We start from the raw sequence: 25,766 nt of genomic DNA, 5'->3' as shown, positions 1-25,766 counted from the left end.
GCAGCGATGGCTTATTGACTATTTTTACTTTGCTGAAGTATTTGTGATTCCCCTGATAACTCCCAGTTCTCTACTGTTTCGTATGCTTGCTCAGGGGTATAGCCTTTACCGACTAGAACCCCCATAAGTATAAATTCTTGTAGGATGTGCTTCGTATTAATGCCTCTTTCCACATCATTTAGACCTTCATTTACAAGGTACTCCGTATATTGAATCCATTGATCTGGAAAGGCAACTGGCTCAGGAGCATTGCTTGTGGTAGTAGATGCAGTGTTTTCAGTTGCTGTCTTCTCAGGGGCATTCATCGCAAAATTCTCCGTTAAAATATAATTATACAATTGGGCGTGCTTCATTTCGTCTGTTAATATCTCAAAGACAATGTCTCTATACTCGCGATAGGGAAGGCCTTCCCGTATGACTCTGTACTTTTCCATTGCTTTTAGCTCACCGAAAAATGCTTTCTTAATACCACTTATATAATCGGCTGGAGGTACGAATTGCTCTTCCGTGGTTATGACAACCTCATTACCAGTTACTGCTTTGTACATTTGTTTGAACCATTGATTATGCTTTACTTCATCGTTTCGAATGGAGGTGATTATTTCAATTTGCTCTTGCGTAGGAGCTAAGGAAATTAAATAATCATAAAAAACTTGATCTTCTTTTTCTCCTTGTACTGCTTCCGCTATTAGTGCTAAGGATTGTTGAAAAGCCTGTTGAGCATACATCTGCTGGTTGTAGTTTTCTGTTTTATTCATACATTTCCCCTTTTGTTATAGTCCTTACCTAGTCTATGAGAAAAGGGGAGAAAGAGTGTTTATAATTTAATTCCAGAAACTGCACGTTTAGCAACAGTTAGTCTGCCGTTGTCAGATGTTAGTCTTACTTGATGAGTCCCTGCACCAAAGACTGTTTTAGAATTACGTTCCCCAAAAATATCTACTTTGCCCCAATCGACTTTTGCAGAGATAGATACATCTGAAGGGTCGGATTCTGTTTCAATCATGATACTTCCGTTGTCAGTTTTAAGATCAATCATTCGATCAATGCTAGTTGTTAACAGTTCAATTCGGCCGTTGTCCGTTTTCCCCAGGATATCCCCATTTACATATTGCATGGTGATGCGGCCATTGTCAGTTTCTGCATGAACTTTCTCAGTATCCACATTGCGCAATTCGATTCGCCCATTGTCGGTTGTTGTCGTTAGCTTGTCACTCTGCACTCGGTCTAGCTCAATCCGTCCATTATCTGTTTTAACTTCCATTAAGGTAGAAGCTATTTCTTGAAGTAAAATAGACCCGTTGTCGGAATTGACCTTTACAATTTTGCCAAGTAATTTCTCTGCTCGAATACGACCGTGATCAGACTTCATAGTGATAGTTGAATAGAGCTTTTTTGGTAGTGCGACATTTACTTTCAATTCCTTGACTTGAAAAATAAAAGTAAAGAAGCTCATTTTTTTAGACTTCAACTTAACAGAAAGTGTATCACCAATCACTTCAGCCACGAATGAAAGCTTTTCACTTTCTCCAATTAGCTCAACGATTGTTTCATCTGTCTCAGATGGAAACAGATTTAGAGCTCCATAGTCTAGATCTATTAACACATTAGTAAACGTAGAGTCCGGAATACGTATCAACTTATCGCTTGTAAATGTTTTAGGCTGGGACTTTACCGGAACATAGTTTTCAAGAAGCTCCTGTGCAATCTGCTTTGGAGAGCCAAGTGAAGAAGAAATATCAATATCGGTTTTCCCATCCTCTCGTGCATTAGAGAAATACTCTCGAATATCCGATACTATTTCGTTACGCTCGTCAGCTGTCATTTGATGTAATGCAAGTTCCAATTCCTTAATAAATTGTTGCTCATTCATTTTTTACACCCTCTTCGATTAGATTATTCACACCATCCGTAAAGCTTTTCCATTCCTTTAATTGCTCATGAAGATATGTTCTACCGAGATCCGTCAGCTTATAATATTTACGTGGGGGACCTTCCGTTGATTCCTGTAAATAAGTTGTGAAGTAGCCTTCCTTTGTTAATCGTCTAAGGAGTGGATAAACTGAGCCCTCAGAAATCGAGATTTGATCTGATATTTTTTGTACAAGTTCGTAGCCATATCGATCCTGCTTATCCAATAAGACAAGCACGCACAGATTTAGTACACCCTTTTTAAATTGTATGTTCATTTTTCTTCACTCCCTTCGCTACTATTTAATAAACAGTACCGTTGGAAGTAATATACCATATGCTATTATACAATGCAAGGTACTGGATAAAATAATGTGTGGTAGGGTACATTTTTTGATTTATGGGCGATTCTGAGACCGTAATGGGACACTTTCTATAAGCTTATGGGCGATTCTGGCCGGTTAATGGGTCACTTACACCAAGGTAATGGGCGAATACGCTAGGAGAAGGGGCGAATTAACGATTTATGGATGTATATATAGATTTACTGGCGAATTTGGCGGATTAATAGATCACTCTCTCCATGGTAGTTAATAGGCGCGGATGCACTACAAGTAGGGTAGCTTCTATAATTTAGTAATGCTACCCAGCAGTACGGTATAATAGAAGAATAATATTTTATAGCTTAGGAAGGGCAGTGGAAAGAATGTTTAAATGGCAAGGGGCGGCTGGTGTTTTTTTTAATGAGCGAAAAGAAGTGTTAATGGTTTTACAGGCAGCACCGGGAGAGGATAAGCTGTGGACAGTTCCTTCAGGGACGGTGGAGGAAGGGGAAACCTTTGAAGAATGCTGTGTCCGAGAATTTTGGGAAGAGACAGGCTTAACTGTTCGTCCAATTGAAATGATACATAAAAAAAGTGGAGTATTAAGTGATTATGGTATCTCGTATTATGTAGAGTACTTTATAGTAGAATTTATAAGTGGAGAATTAACGATTCATGATCCAGATGAATTTATCCATGAGATTGCTTGGAAGTCATTGGACGATATGAAGAACTTGCCACTAGCTTATCCGGATGATATCCACATAATAGAGCAACTCTTAAAAAACTAGAAGGCTAGCCTTCTAGTTTTTAGTATATTCTACAATAGCATCACGTAAAAATTGCGCCGCACCTGGTTGCACCTTATCGTAATAAGCTTTAAAGCGTTCGTCTGCTACATACATTTCAGCTAGGCCTGCATGCGCTTCCGTTGAATATTTTGGCCAATGAAAACTTATCCACTGTTTATGCAGTTCTGCTGTCTTTTGCCCAGGTTTACTTGTTGGGTCACCAGCAGCAATCGCTTCTTTTAAGCTATCTAATACCTCTTGCTCTAATTTTACAACCTCCTCATATTGTTCTTTGGTCATGTTTTTTAGCATAGCATTGGATTGGTCTACAGCATCATTTCCATAATTGTTTCGAATTTCCTCACCGTACATATCCTCATTGTTGTCCACAAGCTCTTGTTTAAATCCTTCAAATTTTTCTTTGTCTGTCATTTTAATACCCCTTTCATATTCTTGAATCGATTTATCCACATTATTTATTAACAAATCTAGCTGAGCTCTTTTTTGAATTAGTTTTTCCTTATGCTCCTTTAAAGCAACAGTACTGTCGAATCCTGGTGAAATGAGGATTTCTTTTATTTGTCCCAAGCTTATCCCCAACTCTCGGTAAAACAATATTTGTTGAAGGCGATTTACCTCCGCTGATCCGTACATTCTATAACCTGCTTCGCTTAGGCTTGCTGGTTTTAATAAATCAATTTCATCGTAGTAGCGAATAGTTCGAGTACTAATTCCAGCAAGTTCTCCAAGCTTCTGAATTGTATATATCATTACTTCACCTCCTGATATATGTAGTGTAAAGGTTTACGTAGCGTGAAGGTCAAGTGTTAATTATTTTTATAATTAACATTTTAGGCTGCACTTTACGAAAGGTATTTTCTATCTTATCTTAGAACAAAGGGGGTTATTATAAATGACTACAATAGCTTTTATTAGACATGGTGTGACAGCTTGGAATAAAGAGGGACGAGCTCAGGGTAAAACGGATGTGCCGTTAGATGAAGAAGGTATTTTAATGGCAGAGCGAGTTGCCGAGCGGATGGAAAAAGAGCATTGGGATGTAATATATACTAGTCCACTAATTAGAGCAAAGCGTACAGCTGAGATTATAGCTGAAAAGCTACCTGAGATTAATTTTAATACAGATATCCGTTTGGGAGAAATTGGTGGAGGCCTTATTGAGGGAACTACCGAGCAAGAACGAGTAGATAAGTGGGGTCTAAATTGGAGAGAGCAGGATATGGGCTTCGAGAAGGAAGATGTTATTATCGCTAGAGGCTTGTCCTTTATCGAGGATATACAAAAAGCGCATCGAGGTAAGAAAGTAATAGTTGTTAGTCATGGAGGTTTTCTTGCAAGAGTTTTTAACGCACTTATACCAGGTGGAGAATTCTCTAATGATATTGGAAATACCTCAGTTACCATTGTTGAGCTAAAAGATGAGAGAAACCATTGCCACCTATTTAACTGCATGAAGCATTTAGAAATGAGGGAGGTATGATGGAAAAGGACGCTTCCTATTATATTGAGCATTTAGGCTTAGAGCCACATGCAGAGGGTGGATACTTTCGTTCAACCTTTTCCTCTGACAATACAATAAGTGCAAATGGATTAGATAGAAAGCTATACACAAGTATATACTTTTTACTTGGGGAAAAAGATATCTCTCATTTACATCGTTTGAAATCAGATGAACTTTGGTATTTTCATGGAGGCGATCCTTTAACCGTCCATGTAATTGATCAAGAAGGAAGTTACCATGAATACAAGCTTGGATTAGATTTAGTGAATGGTGAAGTCCCACAATTAATTGTGCCTGGAAAATCCATCTTTGGTTCATCGGTTTCAGAAGGGGGAGCATTTTCTTTAGTTGGGTGTATGGTTGCACCGGGCTTTGAATATGAAGACTTTGAACTATTCACACAGGATGAGCTGCTAAAGAAATATCCTGAGCATGCTTCAGTCATTTGTAAGCTTGCATACAAAAATATTCCAAATACGTATTAGTTATGAAACGTAATGAACTATTAGAGAAATGAAATATAAAACAAGCTTAAAACGTATTTTTAAGCTTGTTTTATCTTCAAAACGTTGCACCTACTGTCTCCATAGAGAGTTTTTGCTTATTGTCGCACAATGGGCATGGAACAACATCTGAATGACCCGCCTGATTTAATAATTTCGGAAAAGTCTACCTCCAACACTTCGTATCCGTGTTTTCTCATTTGGTCGTTCACGCCACGGTTTACAGGTAAACTCAGTACTCGATTTTGACCAATCGACAATACATTGGTCCCCATAGAGAACTGTTCCTGTTCGCTCACTTCTATCAAATGATACATGCTTGATAAATGCTCGAAGGTTTCCTGGTCGAGCGCATCTGGATAAATTAATGCATCTTTTGGGGAAAGAATATTGAATACACAATCTAAGTGCAAATACTTTGGATTAAAAGGGATGGGGATAATTTCAAAATCAGGTAATTCACTTTGGAGATCTTGAATAGCATTCTGACTTGTGCGATGACTAATCCCTATAAATACACGTTTTCCGTCAACAATTACATCGCCACCTTCAATCGAATGATTGGAGAGTTTCTTATATGTTATATCATGTTCCTTCATCCACTCGGCAAGCACCTTCTCTTCACCTTGACGAATGGGATTCGCCATTTCAGAAATAAAGAGATGATTACCCAAAGTAAAACCAATATCTCTAGTGAAGACTTGTTCAGGATGGTCTTTACTTGGTTTTAGTTTAATTACCTCGATACCTGCCTCCCTTAAAGTTTGTTCAAATTGCTTGTGCTGGGACAGGGCAAGAGATCGGTCAATATTATCATTTATATATTGTTTTTGAACATCATTAATCACTTCTTTAATTTCCATATATTGAGGTTCACATAAGAATACCTTTTTTAGTGAGCCATATTCACTTTGACAATTTATTTGTGTTATATCTTCTATCATCTTCACTATAATTCATCCTCCAGTTTATTCATTCACCTTTTATATTCCCCAAATCAGTATTTTATAACCTATTGGTAAAATTTATTTGTTGTTTCAGGAAATCGAGTAAGGGGTAAAGACCCATAAAGATTTGTGCGAACAAGATAGTGGAGGAGATTATATGATTACTAAGGAACAAGCGTTATTAACAAAGGAAGACTTTAAAACTAGAACAGACTTGCCGAGTTGGCTGTATAAGGAATACGAAACATTTCATAATACGGTAACTGATAAAACATTCCCGTGTTTTTTTGGAATGAGTGGCGAACTGAAAGGCGAGCTCCGCTATGCTTATATTAGTCAAGATGACTGGAGTAACTTACCTTATGCAGTAGCAGATTTTCTAGACTTATTTAAATTACCAAACTATAAGAGACATGGTCTCTTTGTATTTGTTGAGCCTTTTGAACAAGAGGGTTCTATTGATGATTACCGAAAGCAATTTTGGGATATCCTTCAGTATTTACATGAGGTCGATGAGGTGGAATGGCCGGAAGATAGTCCTCGTGACCCTGACCACTATTTATGGGATTTTCGATTTAATGGGGAGCCAATATTCGTATTCGGAAATGCACCTGCCTATAAGAAGCGCAAGACACGACACTTAGGAAACGCGATGGTGCTAGGATTCCAACCACGGAAAATATTCGAGGGGTTAGAAGGGACGGAAAAAGGTGGGATTATGTCACGTGAGAAAGTTCGTAAACGTGTAGAAGCATGGGACCAGCTCCCTAAGCATCCAGATATCGGTCACTTCGGCGATCCAACTCATAATGAATGGAAACAATCCTTTATAGGTGATGACATTGAGCCGATTCAAGGTAAATGTCCATTTCACCATAAATCGCAAGCTTAAGTCCCCTTTTTAGGGGATTTTTTTGTTGTTTAGGAAATTAAAAAGTTCTGAACCTGTGGGTAAATTGATGTCTAGCTTCATCGCCTTGCCCCTCGGGGTCAAATGGATAAAAGCTGCTCCTGCGCAAGCTCGTCGCAAACAAGAGCGTTTGCGGTGGCTGAGGAACTGCCTCCTCGCTTTTCTCCATTTGCCTGTCGGGGCAGACATAGGCGCTTGCGCTTTTCTTGATTAATGAAGGACGGTAAAGGAGATATGCATATCTTCCCCTAAATATTTATAAATAATAACGAGAAAAAAGGTATAGTGCCTATACTAATTGAAATACAATAAGGTAGACGAGTGTTCGGAGGCCTTAAATATGACAAAAAAAATTGCGGTAATCTTAGTGGTAATATTTTTCTTTACTATAATAGAAGCAGTTTTAACAACGAATAAAGAGGAAGAGCCGAAAGAGTTTATAAAGAAAGAGGAAACAGCAACAGGAGGGCAGGCAGTTGTCTCTCTCGTTTTTGAGTTAGCAGAAAAAAGGCAGGTTATAAATGTTCCATTTATCGTTGGCGAGACCGATACGGAACAATTGTACGAGCTATGGGGAGTACCTGATGAAAGCAGTAACCTCTCCAATGATATTTATGATACTTATCTAACTCGTTCCGCAACGATTGGACATCATTCGGGAACAGTTTTTGACGTTAGAACTAATTCCTCATATATACAGGAAGTTCAGTTAAAGGACATCCATTCAGTTGCAGGTGAGCCAGACATGATACGAAGCTACCAGGATGAGGGGAAAGAAGAAACTATCCTAGTTTATGAAGTAGCTCCAAATATACAATTAAAGTGGATTTTACCGAAGCCAACAGAAAGTGTTCCTAATCCCAATGTACATCATATTTCAGTATACACAGATTTAAAAGCGGCAAGCTCCCCAGTGAAAACTTCTTCAGTAGACCGAATGACCTTAGAAGAAAAAATTGGTCAAATGATTTTTGGAGGAATTGATGGAGTGGAATTATCGGAGGAAGGTAGGAGAATGGTTAGGGAGGATAAGGTTGGTGGTGTTATCCTTTTTAAAGATAACTTAGTGAATGCAAACCAAATCGTAACCTTACTGAATTCCTTAAAGGCTGAGAATCAGGAAGAAGACCCTCCACTTTTTTTAGGGGTAGATCAAGAGGGAGGACGAGTGACTAGGATTCCGGAACTTAATGATTTACCAACGAACAAACAAATTGGTCAAAAAAATAATTTAGATTTAGCAAAACAATTAGGGGTTATATTAGGTAGGCAACTAAATGCATATGGATTTAATCTAGACTTTGCTCCTGTAATGGACATAGATAGTAACCCCGACAATCCCATTATTGGCGATCGTTCTTTTGGAAGTAATCCTCAAGTGGTAAGTGAGTTTGGAATTTCAACTATGAAGGGTTTACAAAGTCAAAATGTTATCTCGGTTATTAAGCATTTCCCTGGTCATGGTGATACAGAAGTTGATTCGCATGTTGAGCTTCCGATAGTAAATAAGGATTTAAAGGAACTTGAAGCGTTAGAGTTAATTCCATTTGAACATGCTATTAAAAGCGGAGCTGATGTTGTAATGATCGGTCATATTCTTTTGCCTAAGATAGATGAGAATATGCCTTCTTCTATCTCTAAAAAGATTATTACAGATATACTGCGTGAACGTTTACAGTATGAAGGAGTCATCATGACGGATGATATGACAATGAAGGCTATTTTAAATCATCATGAAATAGGAGAGGCAGCAGTAGAAGCTATAAAGGCTGGCAATGATATTGTATTAATCGCTCATGACTATGAAAAAGTAGAAAGAGCAATTCAAGCTATTTTAGATGCTGTCCGTAATGGAGAGATAAAAGAAGAACAGATTAATAAGAGTGTGGATCGTATTCTCCATTTAAAAGAAAAGTACCGACTAAGCAACAATCAGCTTTCTTCCATTAATATAGAAGAGATCAATAATTTAACGAATGAGTTCACTAACAATATTTTGAAATAATAAAAGCTTCCTATTTAAATAGGAAACAAAAGGTATGGAGGAGAAATCTCCATACCTTTTTATTTTTATAAGCAAATTACTATATGTGATTATCTTTAACCAAGCTTGTCTATCATATAGTGATGAGGAATAATAATTTATAGTCCGTTATTTTTTAAGTTAATCGAAAGGGAACCATTTGTTTGTAATTGGGCAAAATAAACCTCTTCTATAGATTGAATTCCTTGCTTACGTAGTTTTTTCATTAACCAATCTTCATCTAAGTTTAATTCTTTGAGATTTTTACGGACAATTTTACCATCTGATATAATTTCAGTAGGCATATAAGTCGGTAATGACACATCTGCCTTCACATCTTGCTTTGTTGCTCCTTGTTCCGCAGGCTTTTTAAAAACACTAAGCTCTCCATTTGTCTCTAATACCGCGAACTGTACGTCATCTATGGAAAAAATGGATTGCTCTCTTAGTAACATCATGACATCATCCATATTCATGCGTGCAGATTTTAAGGATTTTAAAGAAATTTTTCCATCTTTGACTATAATGGTTGGCTCATCATCTAATAGCAGACGTATTTTTGGGGAAAGCTGCGAGATATATGTCATTATGATTGTAAGTACTGCCCACCATATTAACGATATAATTCCGTCCACAAAGGGAGTTTCTTTTTGCGACGCTATTTCCGCTGCTATAGAACCAATTGTTATTCCTGTGACGTAATGGAAGAAAGTTAGTTGGCTAATTTGTTTTTTTCCCATTATTCGTGCTAAAAATAGTAAAACAGCAAAGGAAATGGTGGTTCTCCAAATCATTTCCCAAAAGTTAATATCACCCATTGTGATCGATACTCCTTTAAATAAATATACTTCCACGTATTTTGCCCTACTTCCTTCTATATATCCATTGAGGCTGAATTTTATAAAATCAAAGATTTTACGATATAATAATGAAACTAACTATTTTGATAGGGAAGTGTGCAAAATTGTCGCAAACATCGCAACTTAAACAGGGAAATCCTATTTATCCAATTATGGTAGCCATGGGAATATGCCATCTATTTAATGACACGCTACAATCTATAGTTCCAGCTATGTTCCCCATTTTAAAAGATGAAATAGGATTAACCTTTACGCAGCTAGGCTTCATTTCGTTTGCCCTTAATATGGTTGCTTCTTTACTACAGCCAGTTGTAGGCTTTATAAGCGACAAAAAGCCAATGCCTTATGCACTTCCTCTAGGGATGGTAAGTTCTTTTATTGGGGTGGTCGGGCTTGCCTTTGCAATGGATTATTGGATAATAATTATAGCGGTATTGTTTTTGGGTTTAGGCTCGGCGGTCTTTCATCCTGAAGGGTCGAGAGTTTCTTATATGGCAGCAGGTAATAAAAGAGGGCTTTCTCAGTCTATTTATCAGGTGGGAGGAAACTCCGGACAAGCATTGGCCCCTCTTATCAGTGCATTTATCCTAATTCCATTAGGGCAAAGGGGAGCTGCATTGTTTTTAATCGTGGCGGCGATTGGTATTTTTATGTTAAGCAAAATTTCAAGTTGGTACAAGGCGCAGCTGAATGAGGTCAATTTAGCAGCTAAGAAAAAAGCATTTATATCTTCGTTGCCTGTTTTAACTAAGAAACAAGTAGGCATTGCTCTTGGACTTTTAATGGTCATTATTTTTGTGCGTTCTTTTTATGTAACGAATATTACTAGCTTTTATATATTTCATCTGACCGAGAATTACAATTTTGTTACAGAGAGAGGTCAACTAATTGTTTTCCTATTTCTTGCTGTAGGAGCAGTGGGGACATTTTTTGGAGGTCCTATGGCAGACAAAATGGGTAGAAAAAAAGTGATAGTCATTTCAACTGTTGTCCCAATTCCTTTCTGTCTTATCTTACCTTATGTGCCAGTTTGGGCTATTTTATTATTGCTGACTTTAATAGGGTTTTTAATCATGCTCAGTTTTTCAGTAACTGTTGTGTATGCACAGGAACTAGTGCCAAACAAAATTGGAACGATGGCAGGTCTTACAGTTGGACTGGCATTTGGAATGGGTGCCTTAGGGTCTGTTCTTATTGGTATTCTTATGGACTACATCGGGATTTATTCTACTATGGTGGTAGTATCGCTTCTTCCCTTACTAGGAGTCGTCGCATTTGCTTTGCCAAGGGATGTCAGGTCTTAAAATGTGGTAATGTTAAAATCCTACAAAACAAAGAGACTGTAAGCCAACTTCAAAATTTTCTTCTGAGTTGGTTTACAGTCTCTTAAAACAGTTCAATATATAATATGTTATCTTGCTTTTAGTGTACAATCATCCGGTACTTGAGAAGGGTCTGTAACTAAATTATCTTGAATATGAACTTGCTGCATTTTGTTATTATGCATAAATTTGAAAATCCCGTTATCAAAATCTGTCCCTATTTCCTTGAAGAATATTCCTTCTTGGCACATATTTTTTGCGCATGTAAAGGAAACCTTGTAAGTTTCCCCGTCATTGACTAAATATGCTCTTACACCTTTTTCAAAGACGCCTTCTTCTTCGTCTTTAATAGCACGTTCAACTGATACTACATGGAAATCAACAAAAGGAATTTCTTTTAACAAGACATTCATAAACGATCCTTTAGTAATTTCTTCCCATCTGCTTTGGGCAGTTTGTCCAATGATTATTTGTGTAATATTCAGGTTATGAGCAACTTCTTTAATTACCTTAGGAGAAGGACGTTTTTCATTATCCCGAATGATAAATTCTTCCACGTCTAGTTCTTCTGCTAATGCTTTCCATTGATCTACGTAACCTGACTTTTCTGCATCGAAAGCATCGTATGGAAGTGGATCCACTGTTAATATATAAAGAGGGCAGTCCATAATACTAGCCATTTTGTGTCCTCTTCTAATAAGTCGTTCACCGTTTGGTCCATAGTATACGCAGACAAGTATACTTTCATCCATCCTACCTTTTGTGCGTTTCACGGTTGTCTACACCCCATTTATCTTAGTCTCATCTATTCTAGTGACATGTACAAAATAATGCAAATTATAAGCTATAGTAAACACTATAAGTGCAGAGAAGTGTGGTTTAGTGTATAATTTACTTAGGAAAAACAAGAATATACCTAATTTAATATCGTTAAGGAGTGAAAAAATCATTTTCTCCTTAATACTGCATAAAGAGATTGTAAGGCCTAGTCTCTTGTGTGCTGGCTTTACCCTCTATGATCAGGCTACCGAATATAAAATAGTTATTCTAGCTTAGCCATTTATATTAACGTAAAATCATGCCGAGAAAATGGCTATGATTTATACCTCTTATTCTACTGACATTCATATGAGAACCCCATATGGAATCCTATTATGCAACTAGTTACCCTAATAGTCAAGTCTCTCTTTCAAATGAAATAAATCTTTCTATATAGAATTTTCATACATATATGGAAATAGGAGGTTAACAATTGTTTTCAATTAACTTTGCTATTATATTCCCATTTATAGTAGCTGCAACTATACCCATTTTTTATAGATACTTGAAAAAAATACATATTGGCTGGCTTGTCTTGTTAGTACCAACCATTTTGTTCGTAATGCTTGCAAGTTTTATTCCCTCGATTGCAAGTGGAAAAACATACTATCACACATACAATTGGATCCCCTCGTTGGATATAAATTTCACCACTTATTTAGATGGTCTAAGTATCATATTAGGTTTGCTTATTACTGGTGTAGGTAGTTTAGTTATCATTTATTCTATTTTTTATCTTTCTAGTAAGGAATCTCTCCATAATTTTTATTGCTACTTACTGCTCTTTATGGGCGCAATGCTCGGAGTTGTGTTTTCTGATAATTTAATGGTTTTATATGTATTTTGGGAACTAACAAGTGTATCCTCGTTCCTGTTAATAGCATTCTGGAGCCACCGTAATGCATCTAGACAAGGTGCTCAAAAGGCAATGCTTATCACGGTGAGCGGTGGTATTGCAATGCTGGTAGGGTTCATAATGATTTATACGATGACTGGTACATTCAGTATTCGCGAAATTATTCCGATTGCCTTGGAGTTAACTAATCATGATTTATTTGTACCAGCATTAATTTTGGTCCTATTAGGTGCTTTTACAAAATCTGCACAGTTTCCTTTCCATATTTGGTTACCGGATGCTATGGAAGCACCGACCCCGGTCAGCGCGTATCTACATTCCGCAACAATGGTTAAGGCAGGTATATACTTGGTAGCTCGCTTTACACCAATTTTCGGCATGGATCAAACGTGGTTTTGGACAGTAAGTACGGTTGGTATGATCACTATGTTCTGGGGATCATTCAATGCAGTAAAGCAAACCGATTTAAAGGCACTACTAGCCTTCTCTACAGTTAGTCAGCTCGGCTTAATTATGAGTCTGTTAGGTCTTGGTTCTATTGCTTTACAATACGGCTATTCTGAGGAGTCTGTCGTCTATACGCAGGCCACGTTTGCTGCACTATTTCATATGATTAACCATTCTACTTTTAAGGGTGCGCTGTTCATGGTCGTTGGTATACTTGACCATGAGCTCGGGACACGTGATATCCGTCGATTAGGCGGACTAATGACCTTTATGCCAATTACCTTTACAGTTGCTACAATCGGAAGTCTATCAATGGCAGGACTGCCGCCTTTTAATGGCTTTTTAAGTAAAGAAATGTTCTTTACAGCTACCATTTCTATAATGGAAGCAGATGTTTTTTCCTTGCAGTCATGGGGAGTGATATTTCCGGTAATTGCATGGGTAGGTAGTGTGCTGACTTTTGTATATTGTATGGTTTTCATCTTTAAAACTTTCTTAGGTAAAGCACAGCCTGAAAAATTGGATAAACCAATTCATGAAGCACCGATCGGTATGCTTATTTCACCAATCATCCTTACTATTTTAGTAGTCGGTATATTTTTCTTCCCCAATATAGTTGGAAATTATTTATTGAAACCAGCAATGGCCAGTATTTATCCAACCTTTGGAGATCCTGAGAAGCTAACGCCTTCCATCTATGCTTGGCATGGTTTTAATACTGAGTTAAAGATGACATTAGCAGTTATAGTAGTAGGTTTTCTTCTTTTTAAAGTTTTAAGATATTGGAGACCAATTTATAGCATACTACCACAGAAATACTCCTTTAATGCTCTGTATATGAATTTTTTAAGCTTCTCAGAGAAGCAATCTACCATTGCGACAAAAAGTTATATGACTGGCTATTTAAGAGATTACCTAGCATACATTTATATTTTCTTTATCGCAACAGTTGGTGGGTACTTAATTATGTCGGGTGCTTTTTCACTTGATACAACACCAAGTGCAAAGTTTAGGGCATACGAGATTATTTTAGTAATAATTATGGTTATTGCTAGCTTAGCCATGTTAATTGCAAAATCTAGAATTACTGCAACTTTATTAAATGGGGTTTTAGGCTATACCGTAGCTATTTTCTTCGTAATATTTAGAGCTCCAGATCTAGCATTAACACAATTGGTAGTAGAATCCGTTACAACCGCACTTTTCCTTTTGGCATTTTCACATTTGCCTGATTGGCAAAAAGAAAAAGTATCATCAAAAACTAAGAATATAAATGCCATTATATCAATTGGAGTAGGGCTAGTAGTAGTTTTAGTGGGATTGTCAGTGTTGAACTACGATCAGTTTGAACGGATTTCTTATCTATTTGAAGATGCATATAACTTAGCGGGAGGAGCTAATATTGTAAACGCGATATTAGGGGATTTCCGTGGGTTCGATACGATGCTAGAAGTAGTTGTTCTTTTTATAGCAGGCTTAGGTATATATACCATGATTAAGCTTAGAGCGAAAAAGGAGGACACTGACAGTGAAAATCAATGATGTTATTCTTCGTAACGTTGCTAAAATAGGTGTTTTTATCATTTTAACCTTTGGAGTTTATTTATTTCTTTCGGGTCATAATACACCAGGGGGAGGCTTCATCGGAGGACTGGTTTTAGCTTCTGCCTTCGTCCTTCTTTACTTATCAAATGGTATAGAAAAGGTTCAAAAAAGTCTTCCCTTAGACTTTAAGCTGGTAGCTGCGGTAGGTGTGTTATTAGCTACCGGGACAGGTTTAGGTTCCTTGTTATTTGGAGTTCCATTTATGTCCCAAACGTTTGCTTATTTTGACTTGCCGATCTTCGGTAAAACGGAGCTAACAACTGTCACGATTTTTGAAGCAGGAGTTGCCTTAACGGTAGTTGGGGTGCTCGTTACAATAATTTTAAGCATAAGTGAGGATGATAGCTAATGGAAACAATTATGGTTATATTAATCGGTATTTTAGTTGCCGTTGCTACTTATCTAATCTTATCTCGTAATATAATTCGAGTAATTTTAGGGACTGCAGTATTATCTCATGCAGCTCATTTACTTATATTGACTATGGGTGATTTAAAAAGAGGGAACGTGCCCTTGTTAAAGGAAGCAAACGCACCTTATACGGATGCGCTGCCACAAGCCTTGATATTAACTGCTATTGTAATTAGTTTTGCAGTAACAGCTTTTATACTTGTTCTTGCATACCGAGCGTATCAGGACATTGGCACAGATGACCTGGATGCATTGAGAGGAACAAATGATGAATAATATTATTGTCTTACCTTTAATCATTCCTATTATGATAGGAGTTTTATTAGTATTTTTTAATCGTCAAGTTAAATTGCAACGTATCATTACTTTAGTGACCTTGCTTTCGATTACAGGAATTAGTATATATACTTTAAATACCATACAAAAAGAAGGAATTCTTCGATTAGACTTTGGCGGCTGGGAGCCTCCATTTGGAATTCTATTTGTGGCAGATTCCTTTTCCATGTTACTAGTGTTGACGGCAAGTATTGTAACTACACTTTGTATGATGTATGCCTTTTCTTCTATTGGAGAAAGACACGAGAAGATGTACTTTTATCCGTTTGTGTTGTTTCTGTTAGCTGGGGTAAACGGCTCATTTTTGACAGGTGATATGTTTAACCTATTTGTCTGTTTTGAAGTTACACTATTGGCATCCTATGTATTAATAACCTTAGGGGGCACAAAACGCCAGCTAAGAGAATCTATTAAATATGTAGTGATTAATGTGGTTGCTTCCTGGTTCTTTTTATTGGCACTTGCTTATCTATATGGTTCTCTTGGCACGCTTAATATGGCCCATCTATCAGAGAGGGTAGCTGAAGCAGGACAAGATCCCTTATTAACAACTATAGGTATACTGTTTCTAGTTGTTTTTAGCGTAAAAGCGGGACTATTACTATTCTTTTGGTTACCAGGTTCGTATAGTGCGCCACCAATGGCAATAGCTGCTTTATTTGGTGCTCTTCTAACAAAGGTTGGTATCTATGCCTTGTTCCGTACTTTTACGATCATTTTCTATCATGATCCTTTTATAACGCACACGCTGCTCGGTATTATGGCTGGTATTACGCTCATAGTTGGATGTATGGGAGCAATTGCCTACAAAGATATGCGCTTGATAGCCTCTTATAATGTTGTAATTGCTGTTGGGTTCATGCTTGTTGGTTTAGCAATAGGAACTACTGTGGCTATTGAAGGTTCTATATATTATATCGTGCACGACATGATTGCTAAGGCAATGCTATTTTTATTAGTGGGTACAATGATTTCTTTAACAGGTAAAACAAGAATTAATGAAATAAGCGGTTTGATTAAAAACTATCCATTACTTGGTTGGATGTTCTTCATTGTGACTTGTTCCTTAGCAGGAATTCCGCCACTTAGCGGTTTTGTAGGAAAAATATTAGTAGGTCAAGGGGCAATTGAGTCAGGGGCATATATATTATTAGCCTTAGCATTTCTCTCGAGCATAGTAGTTCTGTATTCGTTGCTTCGCATATTTTTAAATTCCATATTCGGTGAAACTATTATCAGTCTAGAAGATGAAACACCCTTGAAGTTTGGCATGATTTTTCCAATATTCTTACTAGGTATTGGAACGCTTGCACTCGGTCTGGGAGCAGAGGTGGTATCGGTGTATGTTAGTGATGCAGCAAATACGCTGACCAATCCTTCCATATATATTGATGCCATTCTAGGCAGAGAAGAGTAATGGGAGGGGTGATATATAATGCCAGCACAGTTTCTACTTAATTTATTCATAGCATTTTTGTGGACATTACTAATGGACACAGAGGAGTTACAATTACAAACCTTTGTAAGCGGATTTTTCGTTGGTATTGGAATTGTGTTCCTCATGCACCGATTTTTTGGAACACAATTTTATCTGAAGCGTCTATTTTCAATTTTAAAGTTGATTTTTATCTTTAACAGGGAATTGGCTACATCTAGTATTGTGATTAGTAAACAGATACTTAGTCCTAAGCTTAAGATTAAGCCAGGGATCTTTACGTATAAGACTAAGTTATCTAGTGAATGGGAGATTACGACGCTTGCACTATTACTTACTTTAACTCCGGGGTCGGTCGTAATGGAGGTAAATCCAGAAGGAGATACTTTTTATATTCATGCGATGGATATGGAAACCTCAAAAGCAGATGTTTTACGATCATTAAAGAAATTTGAAAAAGCAATTATGGAGGTGACCCGTTAAATGGTAGAGAAAATACTAGTATTATCACTTTCGTTATTTGCAGTTTCCATAGGAATAGCACTTTTTCGAATTATAAAGGGTCCTTCCATGCCAGATAGAGCCGTAGCTTTAGATATGATTGGGGTAAACTTGATATCTATAATTGCTATAGTATCGATTGTACTTAAGACAAAGGCCTTTCTAGAGGCAATTCTTATATTAGGAATATTAGCATTTATAAGTACGATTGCTATTTCTCGATATATTGAGAGGGGTGTTATCATTGAGCGTAAGTCAGACAGTTGAGTTGCTTGCAGCACTGATCGTTCTTTTAGGAAGTATAATGAGTGTTATTAGTGCGATAGGAATTATTAGGCTTCCAGATGTTTACACCCGCTCACATGCTGCTACAAAAAGCTCTACAGTTGCAGTATTACTAACTCTTTCGGGAGCATTTGTATATTTTTGGGTTCATGACGGCTTTGTCAGTATTAGATTAATATTAGGTATTTTATTTGTGTTTTTAACTGCTCCTGTTGCAGGGCATCTATTGACGAGGGCTGCATATAGAACAAATGTAGAATTGGCTGAAAACTCTTCTGATAATTCTTTAACAGAAATTTTATTTGAAGAAGAAGATGAAAACGCTAAAAATAGTTAGCTGATGAAGTTATTTTATTGGCTAACTCTTTTTTGTTTAAATTAAACAATTATTCTATAAGTTTTTATAATATATTGCATTCTGCATAAATACATAGTATTATCATGATTATTATTAACATTTAAGTGATGATGAAAGATCATTTAACACATTTTTTCATTACAATATGACAATATAGAAGAAATGAGTATTTCTTAAATCACAGGAGGCAATTCATTTGGACAATAAATTATCCTTTTCAAGTTATTTAGTTATTGGAATAATGTTATTTGCTTTATTTTTTGGAGCAGGTAATTTAATATTTCCAGCGAGCCTTGGACAAAATGCTGGAACAAGCTTATGGGTTGCTATAATAGGATTTTTAATAACTGGTATTGGACTCCCATTTTTAGGGACATTAGCAATGGGCTTCTCTGGAAGTAAAAATTTGCAGGAACTGTCTAGTCGAGTACACCCTATTTTTGCAATTGTTTTTACTTCTTTACTTTATTTAACAATCGGTCCTTTTTTCGCATTGCCTAGAACTGGTGCTGTTTCTTATGAAATTGGAATCATGCCCTTTGTAAATTCTGAATATACACAAATCGGTTTGTTCGTGTTTACAGTTATTTTCTTTGGTCTTACATTATGGCTTTCCTTGAATCCATCGAAGATTGTAGATAATGTGGGGAAATACCTTTCTCCAGGAATACTAATAGGGCTACTAATCTTATTGGTCTTTGTTATATTCAAGCCTATGGGAGATTTTAGTGCACCGCAGGGAAGCTACGTTGATAATGCCTTTATGACAGGTTTTACAGAAGGGTATAATACAATGGATGCTTTGGCTTCCCTAGTCTTCGGTATTATTGTCATTAATGCAGTGCGTGCAATGGGTGTCACCTCTAAAAAAGGTATTTTAGCAGCAACGGCTAAGTCTGGTGCCATTGCAATTTTCTTCTTAGGAATAATTTATGCTGGTATTGGATATCTCGGAGCTACGTCTGTTGATATGTTTGGGATAATGGATACTGGAGGTCCTGTTTTAAGTGCAGCTTCCGAGCATTATTTTGGTTCCTTTGGAGCTATTCTATTAGCCATTGTAATCATCTTAGCTTGTTTAACAACGAGCATTGGCTTAACCACTGCTTGTGCTGAGTATTTCCATACATTGATACCTGCTGTAAGCTATAAAGTATTTGTAATTGTTTTTAGTGTATTTACATGTGTTATCGCTAACTTTGGCTTAGCGAATATTATTACATACTCTGTACCAGTGCTAATGCTTTTATATCCGTTGGCTATTGTTTTAATATTGCTAGCTTTTTTATCACCATTGTTCTATCATTCAAGGCTAGTATACGTAGTAGTGATGTTCTTTACTTTCCTAATCAGTATTGTAGATGGATTGAAAGCGCTATGTGAATCTTTAGAAATAGAGTATTTTGGATGGTTACAATCCATTATAAACTTGTATGACAATATATTACCATTTTACGGTGTAGGACTTGGCTGGGTCATTCCTTTCATTGTCATCACTGTTATAACATCTCTTATTGCTAGGGTAATTAGATAATATTAAATTTGATAGGCTGGGGCATAACTAGTCCATAAATTAAAAGACGCGAAATCAGCAATTTGATTTCACGTCTTTATTTTTTTGTCTATGTTAAAGGTTAGGGTTGATTTAGGATGCTTTCTAAATCGGATAGTAGTATTGATTTCCGCGCCAGCCGGACGCTTTTTCGTGGGGTGAGCGTTAAGCCATCACCCGTCGCTTACGCGCGCGGTTGTGATGTCTTAACTGTCTCACTCATCCCACAGGAGTCGCCGTCTGGCGCTCCAATCAATAAATGGAGTAGGGCTGTATTTCAATAAATTCTATTTATAAATTACTCGCATAAATAATACCGGAAAACTGACTCCAACCACACGCAATAATCTAATTATGTTCTAACTAGCCATTTAAATTGTACAGTCAGTATAAAAACGTAATGTCTATCCAAAATCAACCAATAACTTTAACAAAGCTATTTTTTTAAGGTAACTAAAATTCTTCTATAGTATAAATCCAGTTAGCGCGCATTACTTCTGTAAGCTTTGAAACTTCCTTGTCTTTAAACAACTGAATTAATTCTTGATGTTGTTCGATTGATTGCTCTCTTAAATTAATTTTTTCGTAATAATAAAGTCTTCTTACATGAGCCTGGAGCATTTCTACCATAGAGAATATGTATGGATTATTCGCACGATCCACAATCAGCTGATGGAATTCTTCATCAATTTTTAGTGCTTTAGTAAATTCTTTAGCTTGCAGCGCCGTTGCGAATTCTTTATTTTTTTCTTCGAGCATATTTAAAATTTCTTCGTCCATATTAGGAGTTGCAAGTTCAGCTGCGAGCGCTTGTAATGCTGCTAAAGGAGGGAGTAAATTATAAATGTCCTCCGGTTCCACAGGAGTAACCTGTGTTGCTCTTCCTGGTTGCATGGATACAAAGCCCTGGGATTCCAATAGCTGAAGTGATTCTCTTATTGGTGTACGACTAACACCTAAAGCTTGTGCTAGCTCTATATCGTTTAGCTTCTCATCTGGTTGAAGAGTACCATCGATAATCCATTGTTGTAGCTGATTGAACGCATGTAGCTTAGCGGTAGTACGTACTGGTTTGGTATGGTCAATTGGTATAGGCATAAAACAACCTCCTTCAAAAAGTATTAGTTGTTTCATATTATACACTATATTATGCAATATATCGCAGGTTTTATTGAAAAATTTTCCTTATTCTACTAAAATTTTTAACGTAATATTTTTAACGTCTATGACAGATTCCTCAGCAATAATATCCTGGAGCATGACTTCCTTAAAATAGGTAACACTTTCTTTAAGTGGTAAGTGTAATATCTTTCTTAATGCAGTCTCATACATCTTGATAAATTCTGGGTCAGTATTGCCGTGCTGTAGCTCTGTAAAAGCTTCATAAACCTGATCCATTTTATCTGCTAGCTCTAGCAAACGACCTTCAATTGTTTCGTCCTTACCCTCTTTCATTCGATCAAAAAATACAGGTTGGAATTCTTCAGGTATTTCATTTAGTATAAATTTTTCCATCATTTTCTCTTCCACGTGTGAAAGCATTTGTTTTAACTCAGGAGAAGCATGTTTTACTGGTGTTTTAATATCACCTATAAAAATCTCTGCAAAGTCATGGTTAATAGTTTTCTCATACAAAGATTTCCAGTTAATTGTCGCTCCATGATTTTCCTCTATAGTTCCAAAGAACATTGCATATTGAGCGACCTTCCAAGAATGGGCTGCTACATTATGCTCTTCATATTTGAATCTTCCTGGTGCTCGTATAATTCTCTCCAACTCATTCATGCTCATAAAAAAACGGTGAATTCCCATTTACAATCACTCCTTCTCTATATATTACTAACATATCCGTATTTTATGTAAGAGAAACTCTAGCGAATTGATTTAGTTTTATTTTCCCGACTTTCGGGTAATCCTATACTAACCTAAGGAGGAATTGACATGGCCAAATATGAAAAACTAAAAGAGGAATTACTTAACCGATTTAAAGAATTAGAGGAAAGTTTAAATAGCGATGAAGAATTTGAAACAACGGAGTTATCCCAATACGATAATCATCCTGCAGACAATGCAACGGATTTAACTGACCAGCATACAAGATTAGCCATACGAAAGCATAATGAAGAGGAAATAGAAGATATTAAGGCTGCGCTTCAGGCTATGGATGAGGGGACTTACGGAAAATGTATGGTATGCAACAAGCAAATCCCTATAGAACGGTTAGAAGCTAAACCAACAGCATTAACTTGTATTGAGGACGCCCAACAGGAGATAGAAGACTTCCGCCCAGTCGAAGAAGATATATTAAAACCTGATACAGACCGTCCAGTCGAACAGGAAGAAAAGGAACTTAGAGACTACAGTAATAGCTTCGAGGATGTAGAATCCTATGGCTCATCAGATACTCCGCAAGACAAATAAACTAATTAAAAGATGCCATTTCCAAAGTGTATTGGGCATCTTTTTTTTCTATTTTATGCTCTCTATTCTCTCCGTCAAAAGTATTAAGGGAATTTAGCCCCTGTCATTTAACAGTCCAAATTCTTTCTGATACACTAGAAGCAAGGGGGAATGTTAAATGGCAGCTATCGTTATGTTTGATGGAGAATGTAATTTTTGTGATTCCAGTGTTCAATTTATAATAAAACGAGACACTCGTGGTTATTTTAAGTTTGCTGCACTTCAAAGTGATGCGGGAGTGGAATTGAAAGAAAAATATGGTATCTCGAATCACATCGATAGTTTCATCTTGATAGAAGATGAAAAAGTCTACAAATTTTCCGATGGAGCGTTAAGAGTGTGTAGGAATTTAAGTGGTTTATGGAGGTATCTTTATATTTTCATACTTGTTCCTAAACCAATTAGAAACAGTGTTTACAAATTCATCGCAAAAAATCGTTATCGTTGGTTTGGTAAAAAGGAGAGCTGTATGATACCCTCTCCAGAAGTACGAAGCCGTTTCTTATAAAGTAAATAATAGATTAATGAGGTGATTGTTCAACATGAAACATGAAGTGTATGACGTAACAATTATAGGGGGAGGTCCAACTGGATTGTTTGCATCCTTTTATGCGGGGCTCCGTGATTTAAAGGTGAAAATAATTGATAGCCTTCCAGAGCTAGGCGGACAGCTAATGGAGCTTTACCCAGATAAATATATATATGATATTGGAGGTCTTCCTAAAATATTGGCAAAGGATTTAGTAGCTAATTTAGTGGAACAGGCATCCTATAGTGACCCGACAATATGTTTAGAGGAAACTGCAAATGAACTGGAGAAGCACGATGAATATTTTATATTGAAAACTGACAAAGATACACATTACTCCAAAACAATCCTTCTGACCTCTGGGGTAGGTTCGTTTCAACCACGTAAATTAACTGTTCCTGGAGCTAAGGAATATGAGGGTAAAAATTTATATTATAAAGTAAAGGACTTAAATGACTTTCAAAATTCTAATGTATTAGTACTGGGTGGCGGAGATTCTGCCCTAGACTGGTCGTTAATGTTAGAGAATATTGCTTCAAAAGTAACCCTCTGCCATCGTCGTGAGCAATTCACGGCTCATGAAAAATCCGTACAACAGCTTCAAGGTTCAAAAGTGCATGTTAAAACTTCCTATGCGGTCAAAGAACTAATTGGTGATGGAGAACGTATTCAAGAAGTTGTTGTAGTGAGCAAGGATAAAGTAGAGGAAAGAATTCCTGTAGACCATGTGCTAGTCAACTATGGCAACGTAGCATCTCTTGGACCACTGAAAAGCTGGGGTCTAGAAATGGAAAAGAATTCGGTAGTAGTGAATGAAAAAATGGAAACAAGTGTAGAAGGCATATATGCTGCTGGTGATGTGTGTACACACGCAGGTAAAGTAAAGCTAATTGCAGTTGGATTTGGTGAAGTTCCCAATGCAATCAGTCATATAAAAGCTTCATTAGATCCGAAAGCAAGAGTGCAGCCAAAGCACAGTACGAGTATTTTTGAGGAAACAAAATAAAAAACTCATGCCTCTATCATGAGGCATGAGATATCTTACTTATAAAATACTTTATCAATATTGTATTTAGCCTTTAAGGTATTAATCGCATATGTTACATATATTTCACGATCCATAGCCTCTTCCACTATACACACGCTAATTTTGTAAACTTCGTCGCGATGTTTAATCATCGGAGAAACATTATCTTCAAAATGCTTTTTAATGCGCTGACGAATTTTACGGGCTTTTCCTACAAATAATAGCTCATCATTTTTGTTATAAAACATAAAGATGCCGCCTTTATCACGAGGGATTTGGTGGAAATCGATAAATCCATAGATAGATGGGATTTCAACTTCTCCTTCTTTAAGTGCTTGCGTGCGTTGTGTAATAGTAACGGTTGGTTTTGGTAATTCAATTTTAATCATTTCTCTCACGTCCTCTTATTGTCTGTCCTTTAGTTTATCACAATTTAGCAGTAATATCTATTCGCAAGAGACGGGATTAAATGTGAAGTAAAATAAAGTGAATATAATTAATAGGAACAAGTATAGTAATTTTAAGGATAATAAGGTAGAGCCCAGCTAGAATGGAAGGAGAGATGTGTCTCCTGAACAGAAGAAATATATATTTGCCATAGTTAGTACGGGTTTGTTAGGAGGATATAATATTGGGAAGCATACCTGATTGGTTTTTTGCTGTGGCAATTGCGGTTGTCATTTGTTTTATAATAGTAGCAGAGTGGTGGACGCGAAGAGGGTAGAATTTATGCTATAATAATAAACTAAAGATAAGAAAAGAAAGAGGAATCATATGCTAACATTTGAAGAGAAAGAAGCAATTATTCAAGAGTTTCCTGAATTAACTCGTAAAGAAGTATCGATGAAGCGAGTTAACTACCATTATGAAGAAAGCTTATATGATAAAACAACTGTAATCTACCATCTACATCCTAATGGCAATGGCTTTGTGTATGTTGGAGATCTTCCGCAATATGAAGCAAAAGAAAAAGGATTAGTTAATATTCGAGAAGTATCAGCAGATGAACTACGCCAAATGATCAAAGATTCTATTGCCTATTTAGCGACTGAGGAAGAGGAATTGATCGACGAAGAAGTAGAGGAGGAATGGACAAACAAAGAAAGCTCTAAGCTAACTCTTTTACAAGAGGATACTCTTTGGAATGTCTACCATGGTTATAACCTAGAGGAGAGCTTTGGCACCTACAATGAAGCAAAAGCATATCTTTTAGAAGAAGGCTTCCGTCTTACTGCAAAAAGATAAGGAGGTTTTTGTATGAAAGGTAAAACAACGGTAGTAATTATTATTGGGATTTTACTCATCGCAATTGGAACGACCTTTTACTTCATCATGAACTTCTTTGAGAATAATCCTACTCAAGCACAGCCAATTGGCTATATCACTGGGATTATTATAGACACGAAGGACAGTGGTATTCTTGTTGTAGAAGATTTAAGTGAAGATGAAGCGCGCACTTTATCGGTAGAAGAAGCACTAGAAGCTGGGAAAAGTGCTACTTGGTTTAATATTTCGATGGCTCAGCGCAATGAGTTAGAATTGTATGATCTAGTCAAAGTCGGATATGAATCCCTAAAGGAATCCCATCCAGCATCAGGTGAAGCTAAAACGATTGAAAAAGTAGAAGAATAATCTAAAGTTCTCCATAGCGCTAATTGCTATGGGGAATTTTTTTATTAGTTTGTTAAAGTTACTGGTTGATTTTGACTAACCATTTTTATAGTGATTGTAAACATAAACAAAGTAACTTTCAAATGGCTATTAAGAACATAAGTGGATGATGAAATTGGGGTTGGTGAAAGTTTTTCAGCTTTGTTTATGCGATTAAATTTATTACCGCTTTATCAATACATTAAAGATATTTCTACTTTTTGCTCACCCCGAGGAAAGCGTCCGGCTGGTGTGATAAATCAATTCTACTCTCTAATCTAAGATTTCTTTACATTATAAATCAACCCTACCCTTTTTATTTAAAAAATGAAGGGAGGTATGCAAGAACGTTAAGGATTTTAGTAGTAAACTTTAGACAATTA

At 36.7% G+C, this 25,766-nt stretch carries 29 protein-coding genes; 19 read left to right on the top strand and 10 right to left on the bottom strand.

From position 1 onward, the window contains the following. Positions 1–11 precede the first annotated feature (11 nt). From MKY09_RS17505 to MKY09_RS17495, 3 genes are read right to left on the bottom strand one after another with little or no spacing between them, the layout of a single operon-like run. Positions 12–758, bottom strand: coding sequence for a ferritin-like domain-containing protein (locus MKY09_RS17505; protein ID WP_169358441.1), 747 nt, complete (start codon positions 756–758; stop codon positions 12–14). A gap of 59 nt (positions 759–817) precedes the next feature. Further along, entirely contained in the window at positions 818–1,873 is a 1,056-nt protein-coding gene (locus tag MKY09_RS17500) for a DUF4097 family beta strand repeat-containing protein (protein WP_169358442.1), read from the bottom strand. Next, positions 1,866–2,189: a PadR family transcriptional regulator gene (locus MKY09_RS17495; protein WP_169358443.1), complete on the bottom strand. Its 324-nt coding sequence runs from the start codon at positions 2,187–2,189 to the stop codon at positions 1,866–1,868. Before MKY09_RS17495 ends, MKY09_RS17500 begins: the two co-directional genes overlap by 8 nt. 428 nt (positions 2,190–2,617) lie before the next feature. On the opposite strand from MKY09_RS17495, the gene MKY09_RS17490 reads away from it, so the two are divergent. Continuing rightward, entirely contained in the window at positions 2,618–3,025 is a 408-nt protein-coding gene (locus tag MKY09_RS17490) for an NUDIX hydrolase (protein WP_298474252.1), read from the top strand. A 12-nt stretch (positions 3,026–3,037) separates the two neighbouring features. Here MKY09_RS17490 and MKY09_RS17485 read toward each other — a convergent pair whose 3' ends face one another. Then, positions 3,038–3,796, bottom strand: a complete 759-nt coding sequence (locus MKY09_RS17485) for a MerR family transcriptional regulator (protein WP_342567200.1) — start codon at positions 3,794–3,796, stop codon at positions 3,038–3,040. A gap of 142 nt (positions 3,797–3,938) precedes the next feature. Between MKY09_RS17485 and MKY09_RS17480 the strand changes: the two genes are divergently transcribed. Both MKY09_RS17480 and MKY09_RS17475 read left to right on the top strand, forming a co-directional pair. Beyond that, a complete protein-coding gene (locus tag MKY09_RS17480; protein ID WP_342567199.1) occupies positions 3,939–4,526 on the top strand; it encodes a histidine phosphatase family protein in 588 nt (195 codons plus the stop codon). Continuing rightward, positions 4,523–5,032 (top strand): cupin domain-containing protein, encoded by a 510-nt coding sequence (locus MKY09_RS17475; protein WP_298474245.1) that lies wholly within the window; start codon positions 4,523–4,525, stop codon positions 5,030–5,032. The genes MKY09_RS17480 and MKY09_RS17475 overlap by 4 nt, the downstream gene beginning before the upstream one ends. A 116-nt stretch (positions 5,033–5,148) precedes the next feature. Here the strand turns inward: MKY09_RS17475 and MKY09_RS17470 are convergent, their stop codons facing one another. Beyond that, positions 5,149–5,994 carry a dimethylarginine dimethylaminohydrolase family protein gene (locus tag MKY09_RS17470; RefSeq protein WP_298474254.1) on the bottom strand — a complete coding sequence of 282 codons (846 nt, stop codon included), beginning with the start codon at positions 5,992–5,994 and terminating at the stop codon, positions 5,149–5,151. A 160-nt stretch (positions 5,995–6,154) separates the two neighbouring features. Between MKY09_RS17470 and MKY09_RS17465 the strand changes: the two genes are divergently transcribed. Beyond that, the gene (locus tag MKY09_RS17465; protein WP_169358447.1) at positions 6,155–6,889 is read left to right on the top strand and encodes a YqcI/YcgG family protein; all 735 of its coding nucleotides are present in this window, start codon (positions 6,155–6,157) and stop codon (positions 6,887–6,889) included. Between the two features lie 358 nt (positions 6,890–7,247). After that, entirely contained in the window at positions 7,248–8,912 is a 1,665-nt protein-coding gene (gene nagZ / locus MKY09_RS17460; RefSeq protein WP_342567198.1) for a beta-N-acetylhexosaminidase, read from the top strand. 137 nt (positions 8,913–9,049) lie between these two features. Here the strand turns inward: nagZ and MKY09_RS17455 are convergent, their stop codons facing one another. After that, entirely contained in the window at positions 9,050–9,748 is a 699-nt protein-coding gene (locus MKY09_RS17455; RefSeq protein ID WP_298470825.1) for a DUF421 domain-containing protein, read from the bottom strand. A 194-nt stretch (positions 9,749–9,942) separates the two neighbouring features. Here MKY09_RS17455 and MKY09_RS17450 point away from each other — a divergent pair, with 194 nt between their 5' ends. Further along, positions 9,943–11,094 (top strand): MFS transporter, encoded by a 1,152-nt coding sequence (locus tag MKY09_RS17450; protein ID WP_298470869.1) that lies wholly within the window; start codon positions 9,943–9,945, stop codon positions 11,092–11,094. 107 nt (positions 11,095–11,201) lie between these two features. On the opposite strand, the gene MKY09_RS17445 is transcribed toward MKY09_RS17450, so the two are convergent. Continuing rightward, positions 11,202–11,885, bottom strand: coding sequence for a histidine kinase (locus MKY09_RS17445; RefSeq protein WP_169358450.1), 684 nt, complete (start codon positions 11,883–11,885; stop codon positions 11,202–11,204). 479 nt (positions 11,886–12,364) lie between these two features. Between MKY09_RS17445 and MKY09_RS17440 the strand changes: the two genes are divergently transcribed. The 8 genes from MKY09_RS17440 to brnQ all read left to right on the top strand — a co-directional run bounded on the left by MKY09_RS17440 (position 12,365) and on the right by brnQ (position 19,699). Then, a complete protein-coding gene (locus tag MKY09_RS17440; protein ID WP_342567197.1) occupies positions 12,365–14,776 on the top strand; it encodes a Na+/H+ antiporter subunit A in 2,412 nt (803 codons plus the stop codon). After that, the gene (locus MKY09_RS17435) at positions 14,763–15,188 is read left to right on the top strand and encodes a Na(+)/H(+) antiporter subunit B (protein WP_251553285.1); all 426 of its coding nucleotides are present in this window, start codon (positions 14,763–14,765) and stop codon (positions 15,186–15,188) included. Before MKY09_RS17440 ends, MKY09_RS17435 begins: the two co-directional genes overlap by 14 nt. Further along, positions 15,188–15,526, top strand: a complete 339-nt coding sequence (locus MKY09_RS17430) for a Na(+)/H(+) antiporter subunit C (protein WP_251553286.1) — start codon at positions 15,188–15,190, stop codon at positions 15,524–15,526. Before MKY09_RS17435 ends, MKY09_RS17430 begins: the two co-directional genes overlap by 1 nt. Then, positions 15,519–17,003, top strand: a complete 1,485-nt coding sequence (locus MKY09_RS17425; protein WP_251553287.1) for a Na+/H+ antiporter subunit D — start codon at positions 15,519–15,521, stop codon at positions 17,001–17,003. Before MKY09_RS17430 ends, MKY09_RS17425 begins: the two co-directional genes overlap by 8 nt. An 18-nt stretch (positions 17,004–17,021) precedes the next feature. After that, positions 17,022–17,504: a Na+/H+ antiporter subunit E gene (locus MKY09_RS17420; protein WP_251553288.1), complete on the top strand. Its 483-nt coding sequence runs from the start codon at positions 17,022–17,024 to the stop codon at positions 17,502–17,504. Then, positions 17,505–17,789, top strand: a complete 285-nt coding sequence (locus MKY09_RS17415; RefSeq protein WP_169358455.1) for a Na(+)/H(+) antiporter subunit F1 — start codon at positions 17,505–17,507, stop codon at positions 17,787–17,789. Further along, positions 17,767–18,144: a Na+/H+ antiporter subunit G gene (locus MKY09_RS17410; RefSeq protein WP_169358456.1), complete on the top strand. Its 378-nt coding sequence runs from the start codon at positions 17,767–17,769 to the stop codon at positions 18,142–18,144. The genes MKY09_RS17415 and MKY09_RS17410 overlap by 23 nt, the downstream gene beginning before the upstream one ends. Positions 18,145–18,361: 217 nt before the next feature. Next, a complete protein-coding gene (gene brnQ / locus MKY09_RS17405; RefSeq protein ID WP_298470831.1) occupies positions 18,362–19,699 on the top strand; it encodes a branched-chain amino acid transport system II carrier protein in 1,338 nt (445 codons plus the stop codon). A 471-nt stretch (positions 19,700–20,170) separates the two neighbouring features. Here brnQ and MKY09_RS17400 read toward each other — a convergent pair whose 3' ends face one another. Then, positions 20,171–20,815, bottom strand: a complete 645-nt coding sequence (locus MKY09_RS17400; protein ID WP_298470833.1) for a GntR family transcriptional regulator — start codon at positions 20,813–20,815, stop codon at positions 20,171–20,173. Between the two features lie 87 nt (positions 20,816–20,902). Next, positions 20,903–21,529 (bottom strand): YfbR-like 5'-deoxynucleotidase, encoded by a 627-nt coding sequence (locus MKY09_RS17395; protein WP_169358459.1) that lies wholly within the window; start codon positions 21,527–21,529, stop codon positions 20,903–20,905. 129 nt (positions 21,530–21,658) lie between these two features. On the opposite strand from MKY09_RS17395, the gene MKY09_RS17390 reads away from it, so the two are divergent. From MKY09_RS17390 to MKY09_RS17380, 3 genes are all read left to right on the top strand, one after another. Further along, positions 21,659–22,138 (top strand): TraR/DksA C4-type zinc finger protein, encoded by a 480-nt coding sequence (locus tag MKY09_RS17390; RefSeq protein ID WP_169358460.1) that lies wholly within the window; start codon positions 21,659–21,661, stop codon positions 22,136–22,138. Between the two features lie 157 nt (positions 22,139–22,295). Then, positions 22,296–22,685, top strand: coding sequence for a thiol-disulfide oxidoreductase DCC family protein (locus tag MKY09_RS17385; RefSeq protein WP_251553290.1), 390 nt, complete (start codon positions 22,296–22,298; stop codon positions 22,683–22,685). Positions 22,686–22,719: 34 nt separating this feature from the next. Continuing rightward, positions 22,720–23,712, top strand: a complete 993-nt coding sequence (locus tag MKY09_RS17380) for an NAD(P)/FAD-dependent oxidoreductase (protein ID WP_298470836.1) — start codon at positions 22,720–22,722, stop codon at positions 23,710–23,712. Between the two features lie 35 nt (positions 23,713–23,747). On the opposite strand, the gene MKY09_RS17375 is transcribed toward MKY09_RS17380, so the two are convergent. Beyond that, a complete protein-coding gene (locus MKY09_RS17375) occupies positions 23,748–24,122 on the bottom strand; it encodes a nucleotide excision repair endonuclease (protein WP_342567196.1) in 375 nt (124 codons plus the stop codon). A gap of 385 nt (positions 24,123–24,507) precedes the next feature. Here MKY09_RS17375 and MKY09_RS17370 point away from each other — a divergent pair, with 385 nt between their 5' ends. Then, positions 24,508–24,978 carry a hypothetical protein gene (locus MKY09_RS17370; RefSeq protein WP_169358464.1) on the top strand — a complete coding sequence of 157 codons (471 nt, stop codon included), beginning with the start codon at positions 24,508–24,510 and terminating at the stop codon, positions 24,976–24,978. Positions 24,979–24,990: 12 nt separating this feature from the next. Further along, on the top strand, positions 24,991–25,365 hold the full coding sequence (locus MKY09_RS17365) for a DUF3221 domain-containing protein (protein ID WP_169358465.1): 375 nt from the start codon (positions 24,991–24,993) through the stop codon (positions 25,363–25,365). Positions 25,366–25,766: the final 401 nt, after the last annotated feature.

Source organism: Psychrobacillus sp. FSL K6-4046, assembly GCF_038624605.1.
Taxonomy (GTDB): Bacteria; Bacillota; Bacilli; order Bacillales_A; family Planococcaceae; genus Psychrobacillus.
The sequence above is the reverse complement of the archived record's forward strand: the minus strand, read 5'-3'. Positions and strand labels throughout refer to the sequence as shown.

Excerpts from the sequence above, each read along its gene's own strand:
- MKY09_RS17485 (WP_342567200.1), bottom strand. The coding sequence starts at position 3,796 with ATGATATATACAATTCAGAAGCTTGGAGAACTTGCTGGAATTAGTACT.
- MKY09_RS17475 (WP_298474245.1), top strand. The coding sequence starts at position 4,523 with ATGATGGAAAAGGACGCTTCCTATTATATTGAGCATTTAGGCTTAGAG.
- MKY09_RS17415 (WP_169358455.1), top strand. The coding sequence starts at position 17,505 with ATGGTAGAGAAAATACTAGTATTATCACTTTCGTTATTTGCAGTTTCC.
- MKY09_RS17395 (WP_169358459.1), bottom strand. The coding sequence starts at position 21,529 with ATGGGAATTCACCGTTTTTTTATGAGCATGAATGAGTTGGAGAGAATT.
- MKY09_RS17385 (WP_251553290.1), top strand. The coding sequence starts at position 22,296 with ATGGCAGCTATCGTTATGTTTGATGGAGAATGTAATTTTTGTGATTCC.
- MKY09_RS17490 (WP_298474252.1), top strand. The coding sequence starts at position 2,618 with ATGTTTAAATGGCAAGGGGCGGCTGGTGTTTTTTTTAATGAGCGAAAA.
- MKY09_RS17450 (WP_298470869.1), top strand. The coding sequence starts at position 9,943 with ATGGTAGCCATGGGAATATGCCATCTATTTAATGACACGCTACAATCT.
- MKY09_RS17455 (WP_298470825.1), bottom strand. The coding sequence starts at position 9,748 with ATGGGTGATATTAACTTTTGGGAAATGATTTGGAGAACCACCATTTCC.
- MKY09_RS17480 (WP_342567199.1), top strand. The coding sequence starts at position 3,939 with ATGACTACAATAGCTTTTATTAGACATGGTGTGACAGCTTGGAATAAA.
- nagZ (WP_342567198.1), top strand. The coding sequence starts at position 7,248 with ATGACAAAAAAAATTGCGGTAATCTTAGTGGTAATATTTTTCTTTACT.
- MKY09_RS17375 (WP_342567196.1), bottom strand. The coding sequence starts at position 24,122 with ATGATTAAAATTGAATTACCAAAACCAACCGTTACTATTACACAACGC.
- MKY09_RS17495 (WP_169358443.1), bottom strand. The coding sequence starts at position 2,189 with ATGAACATACAATTTAAAAAGGGTGTACTAAATCTGTGCGTGCTTGTC.
- MKY09_RS17380 (WP_298470836.1), top strand. The coding sequence starts at position 22,720 with ATGAAACATGAAGTGTATGACGTAACAATTATAGGGGGAGGTCCAACT.
- MKY09_RS17370 (WP_169358464.1), top strand. The coding sequence starts at position 24,508 with ATGCTAACATTTGAAGAGAAAGAAGCAATTATTCAAGAGTTTCCTGAA.
- MKY09_RS17365 (WP_169358465.1), top strand. The coding sequence starts at position 24,991 with ATGAAAGGTAAAACAACGGTAGTAATTATTATTGGGATTTTACTCATC.
- MKY09_RS17470 (WP_298474254.1), bottom strand. The coding sequence starts at position 5,994 with ATGATAGAAGATATAACACAAATAAATTGTCAAAGTGAATATGGCTCA.
- MKY09_RS17505 (WP_169358441.1), bottom strand. The coding sequence starts at position 758 with ATGAATAAAACAGAAAACTACAACCAGCAGATGTATGCTCAACAGGCT.
- MKY09_RS17390 (WP_169358460.1), top strand. The coding sequence starts at position 21,659 with ATGGCCAAATATGAAAAACTAAAAGAGGAATTACTTAACCGATTTAAA.
- MKY09_RS17430 (WP_251553286.1), top strand. The coding sequence starts at position 15,188 with ATGGAAACAATTATGGTTATATTAATCGGTATTTTAGTTGCCGTTGCT.
- MKY09_RS17420 (WP_251553288.1), top strand. The coding sequence starts at position 17,022 with ATGCCAGCACAGTTTCTACTTAATTTATTCATAGCATTTTTGTGGACA.
- MKY09_RS17465 (WP_169358447.1), top strand. The coding sequence starts at position 6,155 with ATGATTACTAAGGAACAAGCGTTATTAACAAAGGAAGACTTTAAAACT.
- MKY09_RS17425 (WP_251553287.1), top strand. The coding sequence starts at position 15,519 with ATGAATAATATTATTGTCTTACCTTTAATCATTCCTATTATGATAGGA.
- MKY09_RS17500 (WP_169358442.1), bottom strand. The coding sequence starts at position 1,873 with ATGAATGAGCAACAATTTATTAAGGAATTGGAACTTGCATTACATCAA.
- MKY09_RS17400 (WP_298470833.1), bottom strand. The coding sequence starts at position 20,815 with ATGCCTATACCAATTGACCATACCAAACCAGTACGTACTACCGCTAAG.